Here is a 26098-nt window from a genome sequence, read left to right as displayed (position 1 = left end):
TCACCTCTTTTGTCACTTATGTAAGCGGATATCTTCCAAACTCATGGATAGCTTCATACATGGCGATCACATTTTCCATAGGTACACCGCCCTGTATATTATGAGAAGGAGCACACAGATAACCTCCGCCCTGCCCCAGATCATGAATCCTCTTTTTCACTTCTCTTCTTACATCCTCCTCGTTTCCAAGAGCCAGTACATTTACGCTGTCTATGCCGCCATGAAAACAAAGACGGCTGCCGAACTCATGCCCGATAAGCGCTGTGTCCATCCCCGCCGCGGACGGCTGGATCGGATTTAGAATGTCTGCACCGGCTTCTATAAAATGCGATATAAAAGGATAGACGCCGCCGCAGGTATGGATGGAAAGTTTTCCCTGAGGATTGTATTTTCTAAACTCTTTTTTTACATGGTTCCATTCTATCTGGTGACGTGGTTTTACTACCTGTTCGTAATATATTGGATTGATCAACGGGCCATTCTGTGTTCCCACATCTTCCCCGTTCAGTCTGACATAGGTAAGGTATTCCCCTATGGTTTCCATCACCATGGTTTCCACTTTCATCTGGATTTCCCTGGTCTTATCCATGATAGCTTCCACAATCTCCGGTTCTGTATATAGATATGCCAGATAATCTTCAAATCCCAAAAGAAACTGCCCCATTTCAAACAGATGTCCTCCTACCTGACAGGTAAGCGCAAAATCCGTCTCCTTATACAAGCTTCTCACCAACGGCACCGCTAAATCCGGGTCATAGAGCTCCTCCGGTTTCGGCCAGTGATAAGCGTAAACATCCGCTACATCTTCGATTCCGGCCAAAGGTGCATCTCCATTGATATACATAAAGTCTGTATCTGTATCCCAAATCTTTTTTCTGAGTACCCCCCACTGGTCCCGGAATTCATCCTGTTCGATAGAAAAATCCTTTGGTACAAAGGCATTTGCAGAAAAATGCATGATATCAATATCCAGTTTTTCCAACACTTCCACGGATGCAAAAGCATGATTGCAGTCATCCCACCAATATGGTTCAAAAGGCACATGCAGATATTCACACAGTTCCATATACGCCGGGGGCGCAATTGTCATATCACAGGGAACCCGGTCCGGCTCCCGGTGGTTCAGTGCAGTCTCAACACGTTCTCTTCTGGAATATACTTTACCCATATTCATCCTCCTTTTTATTCTCTTATCCGCTCTCCTGTCTCTCTGTCAAAAAGATACAGCAAGTCCTCCTTCATTTTTACATTTATCTTATTTCCCTTCTGGAAAACCAGCATATCTTCTATGACTATTGTCAGAAAATCCTCCAGGATACGGATGCTGACAATTCTCTCATCACCCAGGTTTTCAAATACATCTACAGTAAATTCTGCGTCAAAGTCAATCTCATCTGCAATGGTAATACTGGTAGGACGGATCCCCATAGTATACTGCTGGCCCTCATCTAAAACGGAATTGAATTTAGCAGGGGCTTTTATCTTCGTCCCGTCCTGCAGGACAAAACAGAAGCCGCCGTTCAGTTTTTTTACCACCACAGGCAATAGATTCATAGGCGGTTCACCGATAAAATCCGCCACAAAAACATTGACCGGGTCATTGTAAATCTCATCCGGTGTACCATACTGCTGCAGAACTCCCAATTTCATGATCGCGATGTGGTCAGCCAAAGACAGTGCCTCCATCTGGTCATGTGTCACAAGAATAGTGGTACATTTCATCTCCTTATGCAGTCTTTTGATTTCACCTCTTAATATCTGCCGCATCTTTCCGTCCAAATGAGACAAAGGTTCATCCAGCAATAATATCTTCGGATTCCTTACAAGGGCTCTGGCTATATTGACTCTCTGTTTCTGTCCTCCGCTCAGTCCCTCTACTTTCTCATCCAGCAGGTCATCCACCTTCATGATTTTTGCGATTTTTCTTACTCTTTGGTCTATTTCTTTTTTATCCACTTTGTTTGCTTTCAGGCAAAAAGCAATATTATTGTACACGGACAGAGGCGGATATAAAGCATAATCTTCAAACGCCAGGCCGATTTTTCTCTCTTTCGGATGGGTATTGTTGATAACAGTATCCCCGATAGCGATCTCACCTTTTGTAATCTCTTCCAATCCGGCAATCATACGCAAAGTCGTGGATTTTCCACATCCGGAAGGGCCGAGAATACCGAGAAATGTTCCGTCTTCAATCTCCAAATTCAAATTGTTTACCGCGTATTCATCATTTTGCTGTATACTTTTTTTCTTATTTTTCCCATTGCCCTGTTCATACATTTTATATAGATTCCGCAGCTTTAAATTAGCCATTTTTTCCACCGCCTCTCATGATTTCCTCATTATGGCGTACCAGATATTCTTTTGTCTCACTGTGAAAAAAAATACCTTTATCCATGTTAAAACGAAGATAAACTGTCTCATCAATTTCAAATTTCTCGTCCACATGTACAATAAAACGAATCATGTCATCACCAAGGCTTACCGTAAGCTCTACTTTGTTCCCAAGTGGTTCATGGGTATAAATACTGCCCTTGATAAACCCTTCCTGCGGGTTCCTGCTATAGTCAATAGCCCATCCTCTAAAACCGATATCCACCTGCTTCACGTCCGCGCTTTTCAGCTTATCTCCGATGTCTTCCGGTACCGGATAGCTTTCCTGCCCGTAAGGAAGACGAATACTGATTTTTCCTTCCTCCTCCACAACCTGGCCCTTTAGGATATTAATCTCGCAATCCCCGAAAAGTTTTGCCACAAATTCTGACTTCGGCAGATAATAAACTTCGTTGCCTGTACCCACCTGACAGATTTTCCCCTGATCTATAACAGCAATTCTATCGCCAAGGCTCATAGCCTCTGTGTAATCATGTGTCACATAAATTGTGGTTGTGTGAAATGCTTCCTGCATAGATTTCAACTCTTTGCGCATGGAATTTCTAAGCTTTGCATCCAGATGGGCCAGCGGTTCATCCATAAGAAATACATTTGGATTTCTAACCAGGGCACGGCCCAGGGCAATCCTCTGCCTCTGTCCGTTACTGGCCTGGGCAGGCCTTCGTTCCAAAAGCTCAGAAATATTCATAAGCTTTGCCACTCTTTTGACTTCACGGTCAACAACCGTTTCCGGCTGCCTGTATTTTTTTGTCCTCATACTGGACGCAATATTTTCGTACACTGTTTTGTGGGGATACAGGGCATAATTTTCAAAAACCATTGCCACATCCCTCTCTCTGGGCTCCACGTAATTCATATTCGTATCATCAAAGCGGATGTTCCCCTCCTCCGGGTCTGCGATCCCTGCTATCAGATTCAAAACAGACGTTTTGCCTGCACCTGCCGGACCGAAAATAACATAGAATTCGTTATCTTGTACATCGATAGATACATCCTCCAGCGCTGTGATTTTTCCATATTTTTTTGTTACGTGTTCCAGCCTGATTCTCGCCATACCACTCACCTATCCTTTCACAGCACCGAAGCTAAGTCCACGGACCAGATGTTTCTGAATACACAGACACAAAATTATCTCAGGAGCAATGGCGATCAGAGAAGCTACAGCCATCTGTCCGTAATGTATGGTATCCGTAGCAATATAAGTCAGTGCGGAAACTGTAATTGTCTGGATGTTAAATCCACAGAGCATCAGCCCAAAAGTAAAATTATTCCAGCAGAAAATAAATGTCAGCAGGGCTGCTGCCACAAGCCCCGGCCGGATCAGTGGAATCAACATTTTAAAAAACACCTCAAACCAGCTGTATCCGTCAAGCTCTGCCGCCCTCTCCATTTCTACAGGTATATCTTCAAAATAACCGCGCAGCACCCATATTAACAGCGGAAGGCCTATAAACTGATAAATCCAGATCATTCCGAAATAAGTATCATATAAATGCAGTTTTTGGAATATTGCAAATAGCGGGATTATGATCAAAATCTCGGGGGCAAATTTGAAGGAAAGTATGGTAAATGCTACGGTCTCTTTCCGTTTAAAATTATACCTTGCCAAAGCATATGCTGCCGGAACGCCTACGATCACAGACACCAGTACTGCCCCGGCACAGATAATAAAGTTATCTCCAAACGCCTTTACATAGTTTCCCGTGGTCAGGACATTTCTGAAATTATCCAGTGTGGGTTTGAAAATAAAAAGTGTCTTAAACATATCCACATCACTTTTGAAAGATATGATAACCATCCATATGAGCGGGAAAACTGAAAAAATTGTGTATATCACAAGAAAAACTGTACTGCCAATCCCCAGCAGCTTAGTAAATTTCGATTTGTTCTGATACATGGCTTGTCCTCCCCCCTCTACCCGTTATTCGTCGACTTTGCTTTTAGCCAAGCTTTGACTAATTTACTGCTGATAAAGTTTATGATCACCCACAAAACCAATATCTGCGGAACTGCTTTTCCGATGCTGGAGTAAGTGAATGCATCCCGGTAGGCGCTGAGTGACAGATTCATTAAAGTATCACCCGGTCCCCCCTTTGTTGTTGAATAAATAATAGAGAATTCCTGTATTGCGGCACAGAGCCTGAATATGAGTGTGATCAGAATAACCGGCTTTAAAAGAGGCAGCGTCAGGGTCTTAAAAGTAAACCAGGCACTCCCCCCGTCTATCATAGCTGACTCATAGGGGGACTTTGGCAATCCCTGGAGTCCTGCTAAGATCAACAACAGCACAAAGGGTGTATATACCCAGGTATCAATCAAAATAACAGAAAACAACGCGGTGGAAGAATCAGCTGTCCATGGAAATCCATATACGCCCAGTAGGTTCAAAAACCGCTCCACAACTCCAACAGATGAGTTGGTCATCAATTTGAAAAGCAGTGTAGCAATGACCGGGGATACCATAAGCGGAAAAATCAGGACCACCTTCAGTATTCTGGTGAAAATATTATCTTTCCGATTCAGGGATAATGCAATCACCAGTCCCAGCCCCATCTCTACCACCAGAGCCGCTATGGTATATTTTGCTGTAACCCACAAAGAATGCCAAAAATTCACTCCTTTGAACATTTCCAGCCAGTTTTTTATCCCCACAAAATGCCAGACTGGTTTTTTCAGTGAATAATCCGTTAAAGAATAAAAAACAGCCTGATAAAACGGATATAAAATACCAAGTGTCACCACCAAAGTAGGCAGTATGATCAGCCACGGCCGCAGGCGCAGATTCAAGGGTTTTTTATTCATGACCCAACCTCCTCATTTTCGTAAAAACGGTCAAAAAAAGCCCGCCCAGACACCAAATCAAGGCGGGCCCGGTTTTTACTCCGTAATCTCTATGTGTGATACGATTTCATCCAGCTTCTCTTTCAGTTTATCCATTCCCTCCTGCGTGGATGAATATTTTCCTTCCACCAGTTCCTGCAGTGTCTGACACCAGGTCTGTGACACCTCAAAGAAATATGTTTCTGGGGTGTAGTACATCTTAGTATCATCTACTGTGGCATCAAAGGTTTCTACAAATCCCTCTGAATTTTTAAGCAGTTCCTGGTATTCTGCCTGGTCATAGCTGGACTGCCTGGGGGTATTCACGATCTTTGCGCTTACAGAAGATTCATTCTGGTATTCTTTACCTGAGAAATACTGTAAAAACAGCCATGCAGCATCCTTATGGGCAGACGCACTGTTCATTGCCAGAGACCAGGTCCAGAGCTGAGATTTTGTATCTGCGGCTGTCTTTCCATCAGGAAGCGGTATTGGAGCGATCACCAGGTTCTTTGCCTCTGCCGCATTTTCAGGGATGGTCTGGGAAAAAGCATTGTTGGTGGCATCCAACATTATGGCTGCTGTTCCGGCTCCCAGTTCACCGCCGCAGGATGACCAGGTCGCACTGGCCCAGGTTGGACTTCCCCCTTCTTGAATCAGCTTTACATACCAATCTGTCATCTCCACAGCTTCCGGGCTGTTTACTTTAGAAACCAGTTTATCCCCCTCCACTTCAAAGTCAGTGGCACCCCACATCTTATACAGACTTTGATAGGCAGTGATGATGGTTCCCCAGCCTAACTCCCCACGGAGTGCGACGCCATAAGAATTCTCCCCATTATGTTTCTGCAGTGCTTTGGCAGTCTCTAAAAGCTCAGAAGTTGTTTTGGGAACCTGCAGTCCGTTCTCCTCCAGGATTTTCTTGTTATAGATCATTACATTGGATTCAAAACCCATGGGCAGTCCCAAAAGGGGACCATCTCCCATTTCATGACCTTCCACGCCGTCCCAGCGTGCAGAGTCCAGAATAGACTGGAAAAAGTCATCCGGATCAAACTCTGGGTTTGTTTTCTTATCATTGTCAATGTAAGGCTGCAGATCTTCCATATAGCCGGCACTTCCGTATTCCCAGATCTGGTAAGGTCCTGTCATAAAAATATCCAGCTTATCTGATTTTGCATTTAAAAGAGTTCCTATCTTGTCAAAATAATTGGATTCCGGTATGGTTGAATGTTCCACCTTTATACCGGTGAGTTTCTCAAAATCCTCCATTTTTTCTATGATCGGTGTTACATACTGATGTTCATTGAACAGTACCGTTATTGTGTCCCCTGAGCACATATCCCAGGAAAACTCCGCATTTTCGCTGCTGCTTTCCCCCTGTGATTCCTCTTTCTTCTCCGAACCGCAGCCGTTTAGTGTAAATATCATACTCACAGACATTATTATCCCTAAAAACTTCCATACCTTTTTGTTTCTCATACGGTTTTATCCTCCTCCCGTTCTTTTGCTTTTACCTCTCTTATATAAACTGTTCAGACAAACCGTGCGCACTTGGAGTCTGCCCTCATCAGCCATACAATTCATAACACTGTATCCTTCCAATAATTTACAGGTTCATTCCCGCAGATAACCCGTACCCCCTTCAGCCTGAGCTGTTCTACAAACTGGATCGGGGCGCCCCAGTCTGTAAGTACAGTATCTATCTCTTTGATCGGACAGATTAAAGACAAAGAATCATCACCAAATTTTGAATGGTCCAGGACTATAAAAGACTCTTTGGATGAGTTCATGACCGCTCTTTTAAAGTTCGCTTCCCCTATATTCGGCGTAGTAAAACCGTGCTCCAGAGAAATATGGTTTCCGCTGACAAAGCCTTTATCAAAAAACAGTCTCCGCACCATCTCATCCGCAAAATTACCTGTACAGCAGAGGATTCTGTGTCTGACTTCACCTCCGATCAAAACAACCGGAATATCCTCCGCCTCTGCAAGTTCCATGGCAATATTGATCGCATTGGTAGTCACCATTATTTTCCTTTTAGGGCCTTTTTTTATCAGCCTGGCGATCTGTAATGTGGTAGTTCCCGAGTCCAGCATGATGGCATCCCCGTCATTGATGCATTCATATGCGGCTTTTGCAATTGAAAGCTTTTCTTTCAGATACTTAGGGACCTTTTCGGAATGGGAGTATTCCTGCAGAGAACCTTCCACGCTGACTGCTCCGCCCCACGTCCTCTTTATTTCTCCTTGTTCTTCCATCCTCATAAGCATCTTTCTGACACTAACCTCGGACAGTTGAAAAGCCTTACTAAGTTCCGCAACTGTTACCGATGATTTTGCATTGAGTAAATTTAATATGTACTGCTTCCTCTCTTCCTGTAACATTGCTTCCTCTCTTTTTCCAGTTGTTCCTTCCATCTTTTCCGGATGCCGGCTGATTCATCTGAAATTCAAATCTTTAGTTCCTCGTAACTTTCATAAGTTAATTCTACAAAAGCTGTGCCAAATTGTCAATCTATTCATGAACAATTCACACATAATCGGCATATTGTTTATTCTTATCTTTCTTTTTATGATATATCTTACAATTTTCAGTTTCGTTTTCCTGTTTTGCGCTTTCAATTTCCGCAGCACTCGAAACTTTTCGTAACTTTTGTTATATTTCAGACGACTAAATATGCTATTCGGAAATCATTTTCTCCGAATTCCGGCTTCTCCTTTCCTATAATCGCAACACAAACAAAAGGTTTCATAACAATTTAAAACCTGCATCTTATGAAACCTAATATCTTTTGGAAGTATTATAATGAAAAATTGCAGATAATAACAGAGATTATACGGTATTTACTGAATGGTAATTATTACCATTAGAATTGATGGTTTTATAATAGACAAATCAGAATTGTATCCCACAGCAATCCGACAAAAGGCAGCAGCCCCCAGCCTACTATACGTCACAATATAAAAGGTGCTGCAAACTACGCAGCACCCCATCATAGAATATACCCTGCAATTGCAGGAAATACTGTCACATAATTATCCTCAGGCAATGGAAGCCTTATAAATGGAATCAATGGACTCCTTCAGCATTTTATTAAACGCTTCCTCTGTCTGGTCCACATTCAGCCCCTGGGTAAGTGCCCTGGAGAAGCTTGCGATCAGGCCGGGATTTCGGGCCAATCTCTCATTTGCCTCATCTCTGCTGTATCCCCCGGAGAGAGCAACCACACGCACCACATGGGCGTCCTCCATAATATCGGAATAAAACCCATCCACATCCGGAATAGAAAGCTTGAACATAATCCGGATACTGTCATCCAGTTTTGCCAGATACTCTTTCAGATATCCTTTCATGATCCTTTCTGACTCCGCTTTATCTACACTGAAAATATCAATCTCCGGTTCCAGGATAGGAACCAGCCCGGCTTTTGCAATCTGAACCCCCAGTTCAAACTGTTGCTTTACAACAGCACGGATTCCCGCGTCATTGGCTTCCTTGATCACAGAACGCATCTTGGTTCCGAATATATGACGTTCCTTTGCCCGTTCCAGCAGTTCATCCAGTCCGGGAATTGGTTTCATAAGCTGCACACCGCTCTCTGCCGGCGCAAGTCCTTTATCTACCTTCAAAATCGGCAGGATATGCTTCTCTTCCCACAGATAATCTGCAGTCAGCTTTCCTTCCACTTCCCGCTCCATAGTTTTCTCAAACAAAATCGCTGCCAGGATGTGCTCTGAAGTAAATGCCGGACTGATCATGATCCTTGTCCGCATAGCATGTACCAAGTCAAACATCTCATCATCCCCGTGATAGCTGTCCTCGGAAATGCCATAAAGCTTCAGCGCTTTGGGTGTGCTGCCGCCGCTCTGATCCAATGCTGCAATAAATCCTCTGCCTGTACTCATTCGATTTACCTGTTCTGTGTTCATGCTTCCTCCTTTCGCCGTTTGTCAGTACCCATGCTATGTCCGCATACGGTGAAATCTGTTCTCCTCATACGCAGGCAAACCGGCTGGCTGCGCGGTCTTACGGTTCTGACAGCCAGACTGCTGCTGCCAGTATTGTCATGTTGTCTGCAATACCCGGAATATAGTAATATTTACTAAATCCATAACAAAAACATATCACTTTTTATCAGATTTGTCAAACGTTATCCAATAATTGTTCCCCGGAAATTCCAGGTTCAGTCATGGAATAAGGATTTAATATCACATTCAGTTCCTCTTCCCCCAGAAGGCCGTCTCTTATGATCAGACTGCGCACAGAAGCACCTGTCAAAATTGCTTCTTTTGCGATCACAGCGGCTTTTTCATATCCCACATGGGGACAGATAGCGGTGATGATACCCACACTGTTTTCCACCATATCCCTGCAGTGTTCCCTGTTTGCTGTTATCCCTGTGATGCAGTTGTCAACCAATGTGTGCACAGCAAAGGTCAGTGTCTCAATGGACTGGAACAGATTATAGAAGATGATCGGTTCAAACGCATTCAGTTCCAGTTGTCCCGCCTCTGTAGCCATGGCAATGGTCATATCGTTTCCAATGATATTAAAAGCCACCTGGTTGACCACCTCCGGAATGACAGGGTTCACTTTACCCGGCATAATGGAAGACCCATTCTGTTTTGCGGGAAGATTGATTTCTCCCAGACCGGCTCTCGGACCGGATGATATCAGGCGAAGGTCATTGGACATTTTGGAGAGATTCACTGCGCAGGTCTTCACTGCACCGGATACGGATGTATATCCATCCAGATTCTGTGTGGCATCGATCAGATCATAGGACTGAACCAGGTCCAGGCCGGACACCAGGGCTATATTCTTCACCACTTTCTGAAGATACTGCACATCTGCATTTAATCCCGTACCTATGGCCGTTCCGCCCAGATTCAGGGAACTCATCTCCTCCTTTGCATGTTCAAATCTGGTAATATCCCGTCGGACCGCCGTTGCATACGCCCGAAACTCCTGCCCAAGACGGATGGGCACTGCATCTTGAAGCTGTGTCCTTCCCATTTTGATCACATCGTCAAACTCCTCCGCTTTTTCCATAAGGGCTCTGTACAGCCGTTCCAGTTGTTCTTTTGCCCGATACAGAAGCTTCAGCGCTGTGATCCTTCCACAGGAGGGGAAAACATCGTTGGTAGACTGCCCATAATTCACATGGTCATTGGGGTTGACAATGGAATAATCCCCTTTCCGGCCCCCCAGAATTTCAATGGCCCTGTTCGCGATCACCTCATTGGCATTCATATTCAGGGATGTCCCTGCTCCTCCCTGGATCGGGTCTACGATAAACTGATCATGGAGCCTGCCGGAAATAATTTCATCACAGGCCCGAACGATCGCATCTGTTCTCTTTTTATCCAGCCGCCCCACTTCAAAATTAGTGATAGCCGCAGCCTTTTTTATCTGCGCTACACTGTTGATCAATTCCGGATGCATATTCATGCCTGTTATGTAAAAATTCTCTGCGGCACGAAGTGTCTGAACTCCGTAATAAGCCTCTGCCGGCACTTCTTTCGTTCCGATCGAATCGTGTTCCTGTCTTGTCTTAGGATTCTTTATTTTCGTTTCCATACGTTCCTTACCTCTTTATCTCTTTTTCCCGGGACCTTCTCTGTTTTACTTAGTCCGTGTATATTTCCGGCATCTTCATTTACCTGCCATTTTTTGTTATCTACATTATAAGATGGCCCTTCATTAGAAGCTAATACATATATGTATATATTTATTATAAACAACTATTTATATACAGGAAAATTTATGATAAGATAAATGAAAATAAGAAATAGAAATGCAGGTGTACCTATGTTTGAAGGAAAAAAATATGTTTATGAGGTTTACAAAACAAGAAGTTTTTCAAAAGCCGCATCGAATCTGTATATCTCCCAGCCTTCCCTGAGTGCTACCATTAAGAAAATTGAGACCCGGCTGGGGACACCTATTTTTGACAGGAGTACCAGCCCCATACAACTTACTGAATGTGGAGAAAAATACATACATTACGCAGAACATCTTATGGATATGGAAAATGAATTTGAGAATTACTTAAATGACTTTGAAGCGCTGCGCACAGGGCATCTGTCCGTGGGAGGGAGCAATCTTTTCGCCTCCTATGTCCTGCCGCCTCTGCTCTCCGAATTTATGGGGAGGTATCCTTCTGTTGATGTGAAAATGACCGAATCCACAACCAATGACTTGGAAACACAATTGTTTTCCGGCAGCCTGGATTTGGTCATTGACAACTATCCTTTTTCCGACAGCATATATGAACGCCATTTTTTCTGCAGGGAACAGCTTCTCTTAGCAGTTCCTGCTGCACTCGTCCATGGAAAGCAGCCGGAGGCCTTCTGCCTGGATGCTTCTTCCATAAAAGACGGCTCTTATGAGGACAGTGCCGTCTGCCCTTCTATCATACAGTATTTTGCATCTGCCCCTTTTCTGCTGCTGCGGGCAGGCAATGACACACGTGAGCGCTCTGACCTGCTCCTGAAAAATGCAGGTCTTACGCCCAGTGTGCCCCTGAAGCTGGACCAGCAGGTCACTGCATACCACCTGGCCTGTTACGGTATGGGAATCGCCTTTGTCACGGATACCTTGATCCGGCATGTGCCTGTTGATTCCAATATTGTTTTTTATAAACTGGAGCCGGCAATTTCCCAGAGAAACATCTATTTTTACCACAAACGTTCCCGGTATGTGACGAGAGCTATGGAGGAATTCTTAAAGATCGCAGACTCCGCTTTTTCGGTACAGCCATAAAGTACGCTATTTTTTATTATAATACTGTCTTCCGTACTTTCTGGCCTCATCCTCCACCCACGCAATCTTTTTCTGCATATCCTCTGACTGACCCACAGGGCTCAGATCCCAGAACACATAACCTCCGCCTTCCGCGAACTGGTCAATAGCTGTTCTCGCAGACTGCCGCACAACTTCTTCGGAGGCCCCGGGCATTCCGGCTTTTCCCTGGGAATCCCAGCCCCCGTTCAGAACCAGGCGGTTCCCATACCTGGCCTTGATCCCTTTCAGATCATTCATAATCTGTGCCGGCTGCCAGATACTGACTCCCATTTCCACAAAATCAGGTATCACTTTTTCGCAGCATCCGCACATGTGAAGCTCAACAGGCAGTCCGAATTCCTTTGCCACATTGATAAGCCTCTGATAAAAAGGACGGAACCTGGCCCTGAACGTGTCAAGAGAGATAAAAAGGTTGGTTGCAGAAGCCATATCATCATCAATGATCACCACATCCGGTTTATAAATAGGGATCAAATGCCTCATGGACTCCTCTGTCAGCACCGTGACCGCTTCAAACAGTTCATCCACTGCTTCCGGTTCCTCAAGGAGTGCGCATAGACCCTCCTCAAACCCCATCATATTCATCAGCGGAATAAAAAAGTTTCCACCGCAGCCATCTGTCCGGTATCCCATGGCTTTATTGGGATTATGGAGTTTCAAAGCCTCCGCTGCCATCTGCTCCCAGTTAATTTCTGAAGTATCCGGAAAATTCACAAAATCATGCCATTTTGTCACATCCTCCAACAGTTTTCTGTTTGGCTTAGGCATCTTACCTGACTCATGGATTTCCCACTCCACATTAAAGATATCGAATTTCCTTTCTTTATTTACATAGTCAAGCATGAACCCTGTAAATACCCAGTCACAGGCATCAAAATATAAGGGCACCCAATCCGGCTCTTCTCCCCGGATCACCTTTAGATAATTTTCTTTCTCCGCTGCCTCACCGCCAACCGAGCTGCTGAATTTCATCCAGTCCAGCACCATGTTCTCTGCCATATTCCACTCCTCCTTCTACATAAATACTGCAATCGCAGAAAAAATAATATTAATGACAACGGATGGAAGTATCACACTGGTTATACAAACAGGATAGGACTCTTTCAAATCCGTTCCCGCAAAACCCATCACCCCGTGAAGGCCGCCCGAATGAGGGGATAACGTGATTCCTCCCGCCGTATTTGCCACGGTTATCTGCCGCAGCAGCCCCGGGTTTACAGAGGGGTTGGCCAACCATCCCTGTCCGAATGTCCCCAAAACAGTCTGTGCAGTCACCGCACCGCCTCCGGTTATAAATCCCGTTACACTTCCAGCTATAAGACACTGCATATACGGATTACCTCCCACCTTCTGCACTGCCTCCGTAAATAACTGGTATCCCTGTGAGCCTGTAATGACTCCCAAAAAACCAGCGATCACAGCAGCCGCAAACGTCGGGTTCAGACCTCCGGCCATTCCTTTAAAAATAATATCCTTTTCACTGCCTCTGAGTGTTTTCAGGTTGAGAAGATAACACGCAATACAAGCAATGCCCATGGAAGCCAGTATGCTGTTGGATGCCTCAAGCCTTTTTATTCCCACAAACGCAAACCATCCCGATGTCAGGCCGGTATACAAAAAGATTACCAGTATCATGGGGATCAACGCCACTACCAGCCCCGGCAGATTGTCTCTTTCAGGTCTGACCATCTGCCTGTCAGATTCTGTCTCCACGTATCTGCGTCCCTTTGCCTCCCACCGCTTTTCCGTTCTTCTGATAATGAGATATCCCGCTGCTGCATAGAGAAGAAACATCACCAGACAAACCAGCGGAACGGTTCCTGCAGACACCTGCAGTATTTGTGATACAACGGTATTTACCATACTGGGATTTCCCGGAAAAAGCTGTGCAGTAAACAATCCCAGATAAAAAACGGAAAGCCAGATTCCCCTGTGTATGTTAAATTCTTTTGACAATACGACTGCCATGGGCCATACAATAAATATCTGCACATAAGGATTTACACCGCCCAGATTCAGCAGACAGCACACAATAAACATGACCAGCAGTATCTTATCTTTTCCAAAGACATCCACCAGCTTATAAGCAATGGCTGAAACCGAGCCGGAACGTGACATGAACTCCGAATATACCGCGCCGATGGTAAAGATCAAGAACCAGGAACCAAAAAAACCCACAAGACCCGGCATATAGTAATCACTGAAAACCGCCCACAAGCCAATACCACTTGTAAGCCCTACAATAACCGCACACAGCAGGCTGACAAGAAGCATATTCCATTGTTTAAAAGCCAGGAACACCAGCAAAGCAATGGCTGCCGCTATCCCTAAAACACTTACCATATGAATCCTTCCTTTCTCCATTTTCTCTGTTCGTTTCGGTTGAAAGAAGATCTTCTTTTATATTTACATCTTAACATTGGCAAGTGCGAAATCATATGCTTATAACACCGAAAGTTTGGGATGCTGTTTGCTATATTTTGTAGGAAAGATTTTATGCCTATATATCCGCCATCTCAAACATGATCATGAGATATAATCTTGTCCTGTATTCCTTTAACTGCCAGCCGGTTATCTCCTCGATCCTCTTGATCCTGTAAAGATATGTGGTCCGGTGCACATGCAGGATTTCCTGGGCAGCGGCTGCACTGCCGCTGTTTTCCAGGCATATTTTCAGTGTGTAAACCAGCTCTGTTCCGTGTTTTTGATCATACGCGGTCAGAGAAGCCAGAGGAGGGGAGAGATAGAACTCTTTGTTATGTTTCAGGCAGGCTGTCTTTACTATGTAATCCAGGATATATTTTTCATACAGGTAAACTCTTTTTGTATGGTCTGTTTGATGGCCTGTCTCAAAAGCGATCACTGCCTGGTGAAAATACATGCCTGCTTTTTCAAAATCGTGAAACCAATTGCTGCAGCCAATATAAAAATCGTGACGTCCGGCAAAGCTTTCCAGGATCTCATATATCTTTTTATTTTCTCCTTTTGGATAATGCAGAATGAGATGAATATGGTTTTCATGAACAAAGGCATAATTACTGTCCAAGATCCGGTGGAGATACAACATATGCTCCGCCAGCCTGGAATGCCGGTTATTTTCAGAAAAGCTGGACAGATATACATAGAGATAGGTATCTGACTTTTTCCATCCATAGGATTGGAGTATGGAGTCATACGCATCCAGATAAGGCCGTTCAAAGAGTGTGAGTTCTTTCACCATGTGGTCAAACTCCTTCGTCTCTCCCAAATTGACAGGACAGATGTCAAGATACGCCATTTTCACGTATTCAGATATGAGCATGAGAAATGATAGATCGCTGTTTTTGCAGGGACGGTAGACCTCATCTGCCACCAGTCTGCCCAAGTATTCCTGCCGATGAAAAATATTACAGTATATCTTCCGAAACCCGTACATTTTCTCTGAAAAAATGCCGGGGACTTTTGTCTTTAGTGTCTCTTTATACTCCGGGTCAGAGACAACAACCATATATTCATCATCCGGCAGATAGGTATTTTCAGCCAGTGAAAAATTCTTATCATGTTTTTTCTTCCCCGGCACATACATCATGATCCGGAATACAGGCGTTGCGAAGGAGACCGGGTTCTCCAGCACCTCAAATAGGATTCTGCCTATTTCATTCATAGGTGCGTGCTCCACGAGACACGTTAAGATCCTTACCTCTATGTCCTGAAAACGCCGGAAAATTTCAGCTGCCTTCTGAAACAGTAGGACGATATCCGTCTTCTCTTCCACGCACAGATACTCACAGAGTACCTGTCTGTAACGATCCGGCAGTTGTCCGATACAGATAAGGGAAATCCTGTTTTCTATGACCGGTACGCTTGTAAGATTTTCTGCATCCGCTATATAAAGGCAGGATTCCTGCCATACTTTCCCAGTGCAGACCTCCACCCGTTCCAGATAAAAATCAAAGGGGCGGTTTATCTGCCCCTCTGTTATCTTCGGACTGTCCAGATAATCGGAAATCATTGTCATATTCAGCTTCATACCTTTTCCTCCTCAAAATGAACCTTCCCGGATACCTGCATACCTGCTTCCTATTCCAGCCCGTACCTTCTGTAGCAGAATGTAAAAAGCAGAATCACCACCAGGAAATTAACGCCTATGATCACCATACTCTCCGCCTTAGCCGCATGTGATCCAATCCCTTCCATAATCTTGCTGCACTGTTGGGAAAAAAGAAATTTTGATACTTTTGCTATTTTTTCATTAAAGGATGCCAGCATAGGAAGGAAAGAAAGTACCATCATAACCGGAACCGCAATGGACGTGGCTGCCATCTGCCCTTTGCTCCTAACTCCAATTGCCGCCCCCAGAAGCAGAGAGATCAAAATGCCAACACACATAGCAAGCACAAAACCAGCCAGATCCGCTCCCCGGTAATGGCCCAGGATACCGAAAAACAAAGCTCCCAATGTGCATATCATAAGCACATAACCACCGGTTCCGATCAGGTATTCCCCTGCTTTTACATTGGACATGAGCAGTACACGCAGTGTACCCCGCTCTTTCTCCTCTGAGAGTATGGCAGCCATGGCTGTGAGCGGCGCCATACCGATGTACATGGTAGCAAAAAGGGAAATAAAATAGTTCTCAGGCATTCCCTCTATGTTCATACTGCGCTGCATCACTGCAGTCAGCAACGGAAACAAAATAAACTGGATCAGTATCTCTTTATTCTTCAACGTGTCTTTTATCTGCTTTTTCCATATGGCATAAATCTTTCTGCTGTCCATATCTATTCAAACCTCCTTCCGGTCAGTTCCAGGAATACCGTTTCCAGATTTGGCTCTGTGGAATGGATACTCTCCACCTGCTCTGACGCAAAAAATTCCCGTATTTTATCCGCAGCATCACTCTCATTTTGGAGGGTCACTTCCCTGCCGTTTTTCAGAAGGATCCTGATTCTGTTCTGATGATTGTATTTCCTGCAGATTTCTTCCGGATGTCCGTATTCCACGATCTTCCCTTCGTGAAGAAGTGCCACATGGTCACACAATTTTGCAGCTTCCTCCATATTATGGGTGGTCAGAAAAACGGTAGCACCTCTTGCCTGCTCCCTGCGGATCAGATCATGGATCTCATTTACTGTGGAAGGGTCCAGGGCACTGCCAGGCTCATCCAGAAATAAGATTTCCGGATCGTGCATCAGGGCTCTTGCCATGACAAGACGCTGCCGCATTCCTTTTGAAAGCTTGTTGACCGGACGTTTTTCTGCTTCCAAAAGCCCCACATCCTTTAAGATTTCTCGGATTTTCCCCTTTGGCAGCCTATAAATCTGAGCAAACAATGCCAGATTGTCTCGGCAGCTCAAACGCTCATAAAGGCCGGTGTTGTCCAGTACCATACCCATTTTTGTGTAGATGCTGCTGGTGAGTTTTCTGGTGTCTGTCCCCAGCACTTCCGCGCTTCCTCCTGTCTGCACAAGCTGGCCTGTTAGGATTTTGATCAGCGTAGTTTTTCCCGCCCCGGAAGGGCCCAGAAGACCAAAGATTTCCCCTTTTCCCAACGTCAGATCAATATTCTTCAGCACGGTCTTATCGCCAAAAGTTTGACTGATACCCATCATTTTAATACTGCTGTCATAATTCACTTTATTCTTCCTCCCCTGTCTCTTCCTCTTTCCACTTTTTCTGCATCCGCTCCAGGCCTTCCTTCAGCCTGCGGTCCTCAGCCTTTGTTTTCAGGTACATGACGCCTATACTTATTGCTACACTGATGAGGAAACTCAGCAAAAAATATACCCATGGCTGCCACATATTTATGGGAAACCACGCAAATCTCCAGATCGCCAAGCTGGTTATGATCAAAATAGATCCCAGCATGCAGATTGTACGCCAATTTACAGACATATGTCTGAACACTTTTTCCGAAAAAAACAGATACTGGATACCTGTGATCAAAAATGAAGTCAGCAAGAACTCTGCCAGAACCTCCAAAGGGATCCCCTCATTTCCAAGCCAGAACATTCCCGAAATTTCTTTTGCAGATTCCCCAAACAGCAAAGCAAACAAGATCAGCAATGCTGTGGTAATCCCATACATGCAGAAAACATTTCCCAAGAAATCAAATATCGTTTTATCTTTTTCCATACTCTACCGAACCTCCAGTTTTTCTTTCACATACTCTGCATATTGTCTGGACACAATCAGTTTTTCTCCGTTTGTCATAGTCACTAACAGCCGCCGGTTCAGCTCAGACTTCAGGGAGGCAATGTGCCGGAAATTAATGATACAGGACTTGTTTGCCCTGAAAAAATCAGCGTCCTCCAACTGTTCCTCCAGTTCATAAAGTTTAAGTGTGGTCTCATATATTTCATTTTTCGTATACAGAAATGTCCTTTTATCTGCCGTATCAATATACAATACATCAGCCGCTTCGATCAGATGCATCTCGCCTGCCTTATATCCGGTCAGTTGCTTGTTCAGCATGTGCAGCATGGAGAGGATCCGTTCAACTTCAGGTGTCATACTTTGGCAGGTTATGCTGATTTTTATCTCTTTCTCTTCTGTGCCCGTGTGCACTGTTATCTTCAAACTGCCAGCTCCTTTCCCATCTGCCTAAACCTTACCAGACTCTGTGGGGATACGCAATAGCATGAAAGCTTAGTTGCCGGATATGGCAGCTAAGTTACCAGGATACAGCACCGTCTTCGCAAAGTACACCCGCAGACAGTCTTCCAAAACCAAGTCCGGTAAACAGCAAAAAATATCAAGTTTATATTCCTGGTTCCTATTATAATCATTTGTAACTGTTCAATACCCTCACAGTTACAGGCAAAGATCCATGCAAAATTGCCTTTGGCGATGGGATTTTTGCTTGACCGTGGTACACTTTCTTACGGTCAGCGCAGTGAATGCGCAGATCTACTGAATAGTTACAATCATTTTACCCAAGAAAGGAATGATATCAATATGGAAAAAACAAATGTATATCTAAAAAATTTTACCGGTACAAGTTATGAGGTGGGTACGCAGATTGGAAACTGGATCTTATCCGCTCCTGATTTGCTGCAGCGGGCTTTACTTCCGCCGGATACTTATCCACATGACAAATTTGAACAGATCACAGCCCTGCTGGACAGCTATTGCCCAGGAATCAACCAAGAGATCAGAGGGTTTTCGGACACTGTGGGTGTAAATGCAGAGCAGATCATTTTCTATGCAATGACCTACCTGGAGCGGGGATGCAGTCTCATGGCGGCACTGCCGTCAAAGACTGACAATCATCATACAATGATGGCCAGAAACTATGACTTCCACGATGAAATGGAGGAAATGTGCTTCGCCTATACTGCTATCAAGGGAAAATACCGTTATATAGGCTCTACTCTGCATCTGTTCGGAAGAGGCGACGGCATGAATGAACACGGCCTTGCTGTGTGCCAGGCCGGAAACGGACTTCCTGTAGGCAATTTTGAGGGTGCACAAAAAGCAGGCGTAACAGGATTTCAGCTCTGGATCGTTATCCGCAGCATACTGGAAAACTGCCGGACAGTGGATGAAGCAGTGAAATGGGCCATGGATGCGCCTATCGGTTTTAATATTAATTTGATGTTAGCTGACAGCTATGATAAAATAGCATTATTACAATGCATCGACGGACATAAGGCTTATGAGATCCTGGATGGCAAAGACGGCAAAGCATATCTCACATCCACAAACCATACCTTGTTTGAGGATATCAGACCATACGAAAAAACGGTGATTGAAAATTCTGTTATCCGCAATGATACTATAGTGGAACTGTTTGAACAGGACAAACGTATTTCAAAAAAGGAAATAAAGGAACTACTGTCAGCCTCTTATCCGGACGGGCTTTGCTGTCACTATTACAAAGAATTTTTCGGCACACTGCGCTCTATGGTATTTGATGTGACAGACAAAACCATTGAGATGACATTCGGTTCCCCACAGGCCAATGAATGGCAGACATTTTCAGTTGGTATGCTGAACTCCGGGGAAATACAGGCTCTTTTGCCCCAGGAAAAAGCAGACCCGGATTTCTATAATATATTGTGATCGACTGATCAACAGAAAGGAGGAAGCCGTCTTTGAATGACCGGCATATCATTGGGCAGGCTATTGTCTTCATTGAGAATCATTTATATGAAACGATCACTGCGCGGGATGTTGCAGAGGCGGTTTCCTATTCTTATTACCACTTTCACCGCTATTTCAGCGCAGTCATGGGGGAAACCATCGGAAGTTATATCCGAAGCAGACGATTAACACAGGCCGCATGGGATTTGACCCACAGTGAAAAAAAGATTATTGATATTGGACTTTCTCTGTATTTTGAGTCCGCTGAAAGTTTCACCAGGGCTTTTAAAGACAGATATTCCATGACACCCACAGAGTACAGAAAACACGGGATCGACGTTTTGATCGGAAACAGGCAGTCCGCACAGATGCCTGATAATACTATCGTCACTTATGCCGGTTTAAGTCCAAACATTGTCACCATACCTGCCATATATATTATGGGGATCCGCTTTTACACAACGATCAGCGGCAGTGAATCTTTTGCTGTATGGCAGCAGTTCAATAAGCAGATCCCCCCGGCACTGCGTTTAAATAAGCGGTACGGCGTCTATGAATCCGGAGATACCTGCGCCTCCCATATCTTTCATATTGACAGCGCATCTACTGCATTTGTGGGTGTTGAGATCCCGGAAGGATATCCTGTTATAAAAGATATTGAAGTTAAAAAGTTATCCGGGGGAACATATGCTAGATTTATCCATAAAGGGACTGTGGACACCCTGCTTCAGACATATCATTACATTTGGGGTGTCTGGTTTCCAAAAAGCGGATTTGAACTTGCACGGCGGGATGATTTTGAATGCTATACGGAACGATTTACAGGCCCGGATAATGAGAATTCGGAAATTGATATCTATTTTCCGATTCAGTGATGAGAGGCGGAAACAAAGTTTTCTGACAAGGCTGGGCATATATTTTTAACTTTAAAATGCCATTGCCTCGGAAAATGGCAATGGCATTTATACCGCCTGTTCGGAATCATCTGCAAAATCTCTGTGATTCTTTAACAGAACAATTGCTTATCAGCAGCTTTTCATAAGCCTGATATAAAATTCTACTGTCTTTACAAGGGTTTTTACGGGAACTCTCTCATTATTTCCATGAATCATTCCTCTCTCCTCTTTGGACAGCTTCATAGCAGAAAATTTGTACACCCGGTCGGTAATTCTGCAGTAGTGCCAGGAATCACTGCAGGCCATCATGAGATAGGGAGAAACCAATGCTTCCGGCCAGGTATCGCATACTGCCTGGGATAACAGTTCCCACTCTTTGCAGGACGTGTCAGATTCCGCTGAGGGGTTTCTTCCCTCCACTACAGACACTTCAATATTAGGGTTCTGTATGGTGCGCGCCAGATATTCCCTTGCAGATTCCACAGTATCTCTTCCGATCAGTCTGAGGTTCATGCCCACGGAAGCTTTCGGCGGAATCACATTGTAGGCCTTTCCCCCTTCCATTTTTGTCATGGCACAAGTGGTCCGCATCATGGCATTCAGCTCACCGCCGGACTTTTTGCAGACTTTATCAAATACGCCCTCAAAACACCAGAGATTTGCAAAGATCACTTTGTATAATAAGGTGGAATGACGGCCCAAGATGTCCAGCATTTCCCTCACAGGTTTTGTGAGCTGACGCGGGAACGGATGGTTCTCCACCTCTGTCACTGCCTGGGCCAATTCCCCCACAATGGTGTGGACCGGGGGCATAGAAGCATGACCTCCATTGCTTTTTGCATGGAATTCAATGTTAGTAAGTCCTTTCTCTGCTATGCCGATCAGCGCACATTCCCGTGCCACACCCGGAAACACGTTCTCCACCACAGCACCGCCCTCGTCCACTACCATTGCCGGTGAAATCCCTTTTTTCTCAAACCAGTCCACAATAGACGGGCAGCTTGGTCCGTTAATCTCCTCCTGACCGGAAAAAGCAAAATAAATATCATGCTCCGGCACATACCCCTCTTTCAGAAGCTGTTCCGCTGCCTCCATAATTCCGCAGAGGGTCCCTTTCGTGTCCAAAGTCCCTCTGCCCCAGAGAACGCCATCTTCCACGATCCCCTCAAAAGCAGGTTTTTCCCACTGCGATTCCTCCACAGGCACCACGTCATAATGGGACATAAGCACAACCGGGCGCCCCTCCTTTTTTCCTTTCCAGTGATACAGCATACCGTTCACCCCAACAAACTGGCGGCTCAAGCGGCTGTGGATCTCCGGATAGATTTTAGGGAGCAGTTCCCGGAACTTCTTAAATTCCGCCTTGTCAATCAGGCTTTCGTCATTATAAGATACGGTTTTGCAACGTATCATTTCCGCCATATCCTGTACTATTTTTTCTTCATTTACCATTACCTGTTTTCCGGAAGGCTTTCTCTCCGGTTTTGGTTTGAACATAGCAGCCCGCACAAATATAACGGCCAAAAATGCCACCACGGCTGCCAGCAAAATCCATAATATGATCTCCAACATTTCCATTCCCTCCTATAATTTGTAACAGTTCAGAGAAGCTGAACGGTTACGCATCCAGCCATTAAGAATCGCTTCGCGATGGGCCGGATAAAGCTGACACTACTTTTTCATACGGTCAGCGCAGTAAATGCGCAGACCTGTCTGAACTGTTACTATAATTTCCCATTCTTATATAAAAATCTTGCAGAGCCAATGGCAATCACTGCCCCGACCGGAACCAGCACCCCCACAGACCCTGAAAGGGACGGCACCAGAAGAAACAGAATGACCATAAATAACAGCGGCGCAACGGAAATCTTCCAGTTTTTGCTTACATACACCACCGCCAGGCCGCCGAACAGGGACGGAAGTATATTGTCAAATGCCGGTTTCACTGCAGGGTTGTTCAAGATGGGCGTCAGCGGCACGAGAAGTGCCACGCCGAGAGCGATCACAATGGTTGTGACAATAGAGGAAGTGGCCACCGCAATGGTAGATATCACCTCACCCTTCTCTGTTCCCGGTTTTACCCTGGCATTCTCCATGGCAGTGAGTGCTGCCGGGACCTTCAGGTTTGTCAGATTCCCTGTGACAAAAGCCAGATAAGACCCTGCGGTCCCCAGCATGGGAACAAAAGTCACCACCTCGATCAAACCCACGGTCCAGAAAATAGGGGCCACACCCAGTAGTCCTTTGAGCACCGGCTTCCAGCCCGGCCACGCCTGATAATAGATACAGGTGACAATAGGATAGGCAAAGATCATGCCCAGAGCACAGAGGATCCAGATGCGCCCGTAAATATGTGTCATATCTTCATACGTTCTACCGTTTTTCTTCATTCTGTCAGCCTCCTATCATGGGCGTTATGACCGCCGCGAATATCATAGCTCCCAGCATACTGATGGGAAGTGCATAATTCTCCAGCCATTTCCAGCCGCATTTCTTAATGAGAATTCCACAGATCCCCATAAGAAGCGCGGAAAACAGCAGGACAAAAATAGGGATCCACCCTTTCAGCCCAATACGGATATCGGAGAACACCATTCCCAGAAACGCGGATATCATGCCTAAGAACATGGCAGTCATAAAGATATCTCCCCATTTGCTGTCCTTGTTTTTTATCTTCAAAAGACCGCCCTGAATTTTCTTAATGAAAAGCGGTACCCATATAAGCCCCGGAAAAATACCAAGAGTCATAACCCAGCAGATGGCTGTATAAACCTTTGGGTCTGTTATGGTTTCCGACAGGGAAATATGCAGCGCATTTGCTGTGGAAGTAGCCGCAGGAAGTTCATAAGTAATAGCCCCAATCACACTAAGCCTCAGCCATGGCAGCGGCAGTCCCAGAAACTTTGACAAAGTGATAACCCCCAGCAGTATCGATACCGCCGGCGCAAGAGTAAAAACGGCTGTTGACACAATCGTTTTCTTCATCTGTGCCGTCTCGATCCCCAGGCTTTTCCCCCGTCTGTAAGCACGTACCAGAAAAAATATGGACTGTGCAATGACAAACAATATCACCAGCCCTGCCAGGGTAAACAAAAATGCACTGTTTGGTTGAAATTTCATTCTCTTTCCTCCCTCATTTCAAGATTTTGGTTCCGTCTCCCCACAGCCCCAGGCAGGATCCACGGGGAACCACCTTTGCCGGCAGGAATTCTACATTACTGCGGAACCGTTACTATATACCAATCATTATACATACAATTCCCATACAAATCCAGAAAAAGTAAAGATACTTTGGCTTTTCTCTTCAATCCCGAATACATAAAAACGGATACCCCGGCATATATTCCGGCGCATCCGCTAAATACTACTTATTCAGTTTTCATATGCCATTTTACGAAGCAGGACTTTCATCCCTGGTCAGTTTTCGTATCCAGTTCCCATAGTGCGATTCTAAAAATGCAGGAATGCACTTAAATATCTGGTCCGCATTCAGGCAGCATACCACCACTGCCGGAGATGCCTTCATAACAAACGCCATAAAGAAAGATAACGGTATGACGATGAGCCATATACTGATCAAATCCATCTTCACCACAAACATGGCATTGCCCCCGCCTCTTATGATTCCATTGTTAGTGGGCATCTGATAAGACATTCCAACGCAGACTACGCTGAGAATGATCAAAAATGTATTTGCCATATCTTTGGTGGCGGATGATAGATCATAAAGATTCAGAATGGGAATTCGGATAAAGAACAGGATGATACCCGACAAGATCCCAATCACCAGAAACATTCTCTGCATTACTTTTGCATAGACTTTCGTCAGCGCTATATCCCCTGTTCCAATGGTTTTACCTATGATAATGGACGCCGTGGAGGCCGCCCCCACGGCTGTGGATTTCACCATCAAAAACAAAGTGGAGGCAGCACTGTTGGCAGCGATCGCCGCTGATGTCATATGGCCCAGAATTACAGTCTGCAGTGCAGTATTGACTCCCCAAAGACTCTGCACCACCACCATAGGGGCTGTGATCCTAAAATAATCCTTACAGAAAACCTTGTCAAACTGGAGATAATCCTTCAGCCTGAGATTCAGGTTTTTTTCCTTCTTTATTATGTATACGATCAGTACCGCACACTCCACGATCCTGGCAGTCAGCGTCCCCACCGCGGCACCTGCTGTCCCCATTTCCGGTGCACCGAAATTTCCATATATCAGCACATAATTGATTCCGCAGTTGATAAAAAATGTCATAATGGAGAGGCAGAACGCAATCTTTACCACCTCCACGCTTCTAAGGGCTGCCAGCAAAAGCTGGGTGACTGCAAAGAATAAATAAGTAAACCGGATGATATTCAGATATTGTACCCCTTCCTCAATAATAAGCCTGTCTGTGGTAAAGATCCCCACAGCCTGGTACGGAAAAAGGCTGACTCCCACAAACAACAGGACTGCCACCATAAGTCCGGCATGCATGGCTGTGGCAGCTATTTTTTTCATCGGTCCGGTCTGCTTTTTTCCCCAATACTGGCTGCAGAAGATCACCAGTCCGTCTCCGAGTGCCATGAGGATCTGCTGAAATACAAACTGAATCTGATTCACCGCTGCCACACCTGCCAGCGAAGTCTCACTGTAAGCCCCCAGCATCATATTATCCGCCAGATTTACGCTGAGCGTGATAACATTCTGCAGCACCAATGCGGCGTAAATAGAAAAAAAGCTGTAATAAAATGTTTTGTTTACCTTGATATGTAAGTTTCTGCTTTCTGTCCTTTGTACTCCTGTCATTTCACTGTCTCCATCCCTCTTTTATCCATGAACTTCTGAGCCCCGATGCTCCCGCTTTCCATAGTTTTTCTTTTCTAAGCATTATACCTGTTTTTCCCAATCCACGCAATGAATTTTCCTTTTCATTGCAAAGCTTTGCAAGGAATACTATAATAAAAGAAAGTAACTGTTCAGTACCCTCACAGTTACAGGCAAAAATCCATGCAAAATCGCCTTTGGCGATGGGATTTTTGCTTGGTTGTGGTACACTTTCTTACGGTCAGCGCAGTGAATGCGCAGACCTACTGAATAGTTACAAAAGAAAAACATAAAACGGCAGGAGGCC

General features: G+C 45.0%; 23 protein-coding genes. 3 read left to right on the top strand and 20 right to left on the bottom strand.

Annotation, left to right across the window (positions count from 1 at the left end; all coding sequences use genetic code 11):
• Positions 1-16 precede the first annotated feature (16 nt).
• The 9 genes from C6P39_RS21810 to aspA form a co-directional block, all read right to left on the bottom strand.
• Positions 17-1168 (bottom strand): uroporphyrinogen decarboxylase family protein, encoded by a 1152-nt coding sequence (locus C6P39_RS21810; RefSeq protein WP_158661658.1) that lies wholly within the window; start codon positions 1166-1168, stop codon positions 17-19.
• A gap of 14 nt (positions 1169-1182) precedes the next feature.
• Positions 1183-2310 (bottom strand): ABC transporter ATP-binding protein, encoded by a 1128-nt coding sequence (locus C6P39_RS21805; protein ID WP_104805172.1) that lies wholly within the window; start codon positions 2308-2310, stop codon positions 1183-1185.
• Positions 2303-3445, bottom strand: a complete 1143-nt coding sequence (locus C6P39_RS21800; protein WP_104805171.1) for an ABC transporter ATP-binding protein — start codon at positions 3443-3445, stop codon at positions 2303-2305. The genes C6P39_RS21805 and C6P39_RS21800 overlap by 8 nt, the downstream gene beginning before the upstream one ends.
• Positions 3446-3454: 9 nt before the next feature.
• Positions 3455-4288 carry a carbohydrate ABC transporter permease gene (locus C6P39_RS21795; protein WP_095175773.1) on the bottom strand — a complete coding sequence of 278 codons (834 nt, stop codon included), beginning with the start codon at positions 4286-4288 and terminating at the stop codon, positions 3455-3457.
• A gap of 17 nt (positions 4289-4305) precedes the next feature.
• Entirely contained in the window at positions 4306-5193 is an 888-nt protein-coding gene (locus C6P39_RS21790) for a carbohydrate ABC transporter permease (protein ID WP_104805170.1), read from the bottom strand.
• 75 nt (positions 5194-5268) lie between these two features.
• A complete protein-coding gene (locus tag C6P39_RS21785) occupies positions 5269-6693 on the bottom strand; it encodes an ABC transporter substrate-binding protein (protein ID WP_104805169.1) in 1425 nt (474 codons plus the stop codon).
• Positions 6694-6794: 101 nt separating this feature from the next.
• On the bottom strand, positions 6795-7598 hold the full coding sequence (locus C6P39_RS21780) for a DeoR/GlpR family DNA-binding transcription regulator (RefSeq protein ID WP_242987103.1): 804 nt from the start codon (positions 7596-7598) through the stop codon (positions 6795-6797).
• Positions 7599-8255: 657 nt separating this feature from the next.
• The gene (locus C6P39_RS21775) at positions 8256-9143 is read right to left on the bottom strand and encodes a fructose bisphosphate aldolase (protein ID WP_104805168.1); all 888 of its coding nucleotides are present in this window, start codon (positions 9141-9143) and stop codon (positions 8256-8258) included.
• A gap of 214 nt (positions 9144-9357) precedes the next feature.
• Positions 9358-10794, bottom strand: a complete 1437-nt coding sequence (gene aspA, locus C6P39_RS21770) for an aspartate ammonia-lyase (protein ID WP_104805167.1) — start codon at positions 10792-10794, stop codon at positions 9358-9360.
• A 231-nt stretch (positions 10795-11025) separates the two neighbouring features.
• On the opposite strand from aspA, the gene C6P39_RS21765 reads away from it, so the two are divergent.
• Positions 11026-11979, top strand: coding sequence for a LysR family transcriptional regulator (locus tag C6P39_RS21765; protein WP_104805166.1), 954 nt, complete (start codon positions 11026-11028; stop codon positions 11977-11979).
• Positions 11980-11985: 6 nt separating this feature from the next.
• Here C6P39_RS21765 and C6P39_RS21760 read toward each other — a convergent pair whose 3' ends face one another.
• From C6P39_RS21760 to C6P39_RS21730, 7 genes are all read right to left on the bottom strand, one after another.
• Positions 11986-13020, bottom strand: a complete 1035-nt coding sequence (locus C6P39_RS21760; RefSeq protein ID WP_104805165.1) for a uroporphyrinogen decarboxylase family protein — start codon at positions 13018-13020, stop codon at positions 11986-11988.
• A gap of 15 nt (positions 13021-13035) precedes the next feature.
• Positions 13036-14364, bottom strand: a complete 1329-nt coding sequence (locus C6P39_RS21755) for a GntP family permease (RefSeq protein ID WP_158661657.1) — start codon at positions 14362-14364, stop codon at positions 13036-13038.
• 157 nt (positions 14365-14521) lie between these two features.
• A complete protein-coding gene (locus C6P39_RS21750; protein ID WP_104805163.1) occupies positions 14522-16030 on the bottom strand; it encodes a helix-turn-helix domain-containing protein in 1509 nt (502 codons plus the stop codon).
• A 50-nt stretch (positions 16031-16080) separates the two neighbouring features.
• Entirely contained in the window at positions 16081-16779 is a 699-nt protein-coding gene (locus C6P39_RS21745) for an ABC transporter permease (protein ID WP_104805162.1), read from the bottom strand.
• A 2-nt stretch (positions 16780-16781) separates the two neighbouring features.
• Positions 16782-17636, bottom strand: coding sequence for an ABC transporter ATP-binding protein (locus tag C6P39_RS21740; protein WP_242987102.1), 855 nt, complete (start codon positions 17634-17636; stop codon positions 16782-16784).
• 1 nt (position 17637) lies between these two features.
• Positions 17638-18135 (bottom strand): hypothetical protein, encoded by a 498-nt coding sequence (locus C6P39_RS21735; RefSeq protein ID WP_104805161.1) that lies wholly within the window; start codon positions 18133-18135, stop codon positions 17638-17640.
• A 3-nt stretch (positions 18136-18138) separates the two neighbouring features.
• Positions 18139-18579: a LytTR family DNA-binding domain-containing protein gene (locus C6P39_RS21730; RefSeq protein ID WP_095175761.1), complete on the bottom strand. Its 441-nt coding sequence runs from the start codon at positions 18577-18579 to the stop codon at positions 18139-18141.
• 378 nt (positions 18580-18957) lie between these two features.
• On the opposite strand from C6P39_RS21730, the gene C6P39_RS21725 reads away from it, so the two are divergent.
• Together C6P39_RS21725 and C6P39_RS21720 are read left to right on the top strand one after the other, a co-directional pair.
• Positions 18958-20064, top strand: coding sequence for a C45 family autoproteolytic acyltransferase/hydolase (locus C6P39_RS21725; RefSeq protein ID WP_104805160.1), 1107 nt, complete (start codon positions 18958-18960; stop codon positions 20062-20064).
• A 32-nt stretch (positions 20065-20096) separates the two neighbouring features.
• Positions 20097-20960 carry a GyrI-like domain-containing protein gene (locus C6P39_RS21720; protein ID WP_104805159.1) on the top strand — a complete coding sequence of 288 codons (864 nt, stop codon included), beginning with the start codon at positions 20097-20099 and terminating at the stop codon, positions 20958-20960.
• Between the two features lie 150 nt (positions 20961-21110).
• On the opposite strand, the gene C6P39_RS21715 is transcribed toward C6P39_RS21720, so the two are convergent.
• The 4 genes from C6P39_RS21715 to C6P39_RS21700 form a co-directional block, all read right to left on the bottom strand.
• Positions 21111-22553 carry a M20/M25/M40 family metallo-hydrolase gene (locus C6P39_RS21715; RefSeq protein WP_104805158.1) on the bottom strand — a complete coding sequence of 481 codons (1443 nt, stop codon included), beginning with the start codon at positions 22551-22553 and terminating at the stop codon, positions 21111-21113.
• Positions 22554-22705: 152 nt separating this feature from the next.
• Positions 22706-23371 carry a hypothetical protein gene (locus C6P39_RS21710; RefSeq protein WP_095175757.1) on the bottom strand — a complete coding sequence of 222 codons (666 nt, stop codon included), beginning with the start codon at positions 23369-23371 and terminating at the stop codon, positions 22706-22708.
• A 4-nt stretch (positions 23372-23375) separates the two neighbouring features.
• Positions 23376-24101, bottom strand: coding sequence for a DUF5058 family protein (locus C6P39_RS21705; RefSeq protein WP_095175756.1), 726 nt, complete (start codon positions 24099-24101; stop codon positions 23376-23378).
• A gap of 271 nt (positions 24102-24372) precedes the next feature.
• Positions 24373-25773, bottom strand: a complete 1401-nt coding sequence (locus C6P39_RS21700; RefSeq protein ID WP_104805157.1) for an MATE family efflux transporter — start codon at positions 25771-25773, stop codon at positions 24373-24375.
• Positions 25774-26098 lie beyond the last annotated feature (325 nt).

Source organism: Blautia marasmi, from assembly GCF_900258535.1.
GTDB classification, from domain to species: Bacteria; Bacillota; Clostridia; order Lachnospirales; family Lachnospiraceae; genus Blautia; species Blautia hominis.
Note: the sequence above shows the minus strand (reverse complement) of the source record. Positions and strands in the feature narration are given on the sequence as shown.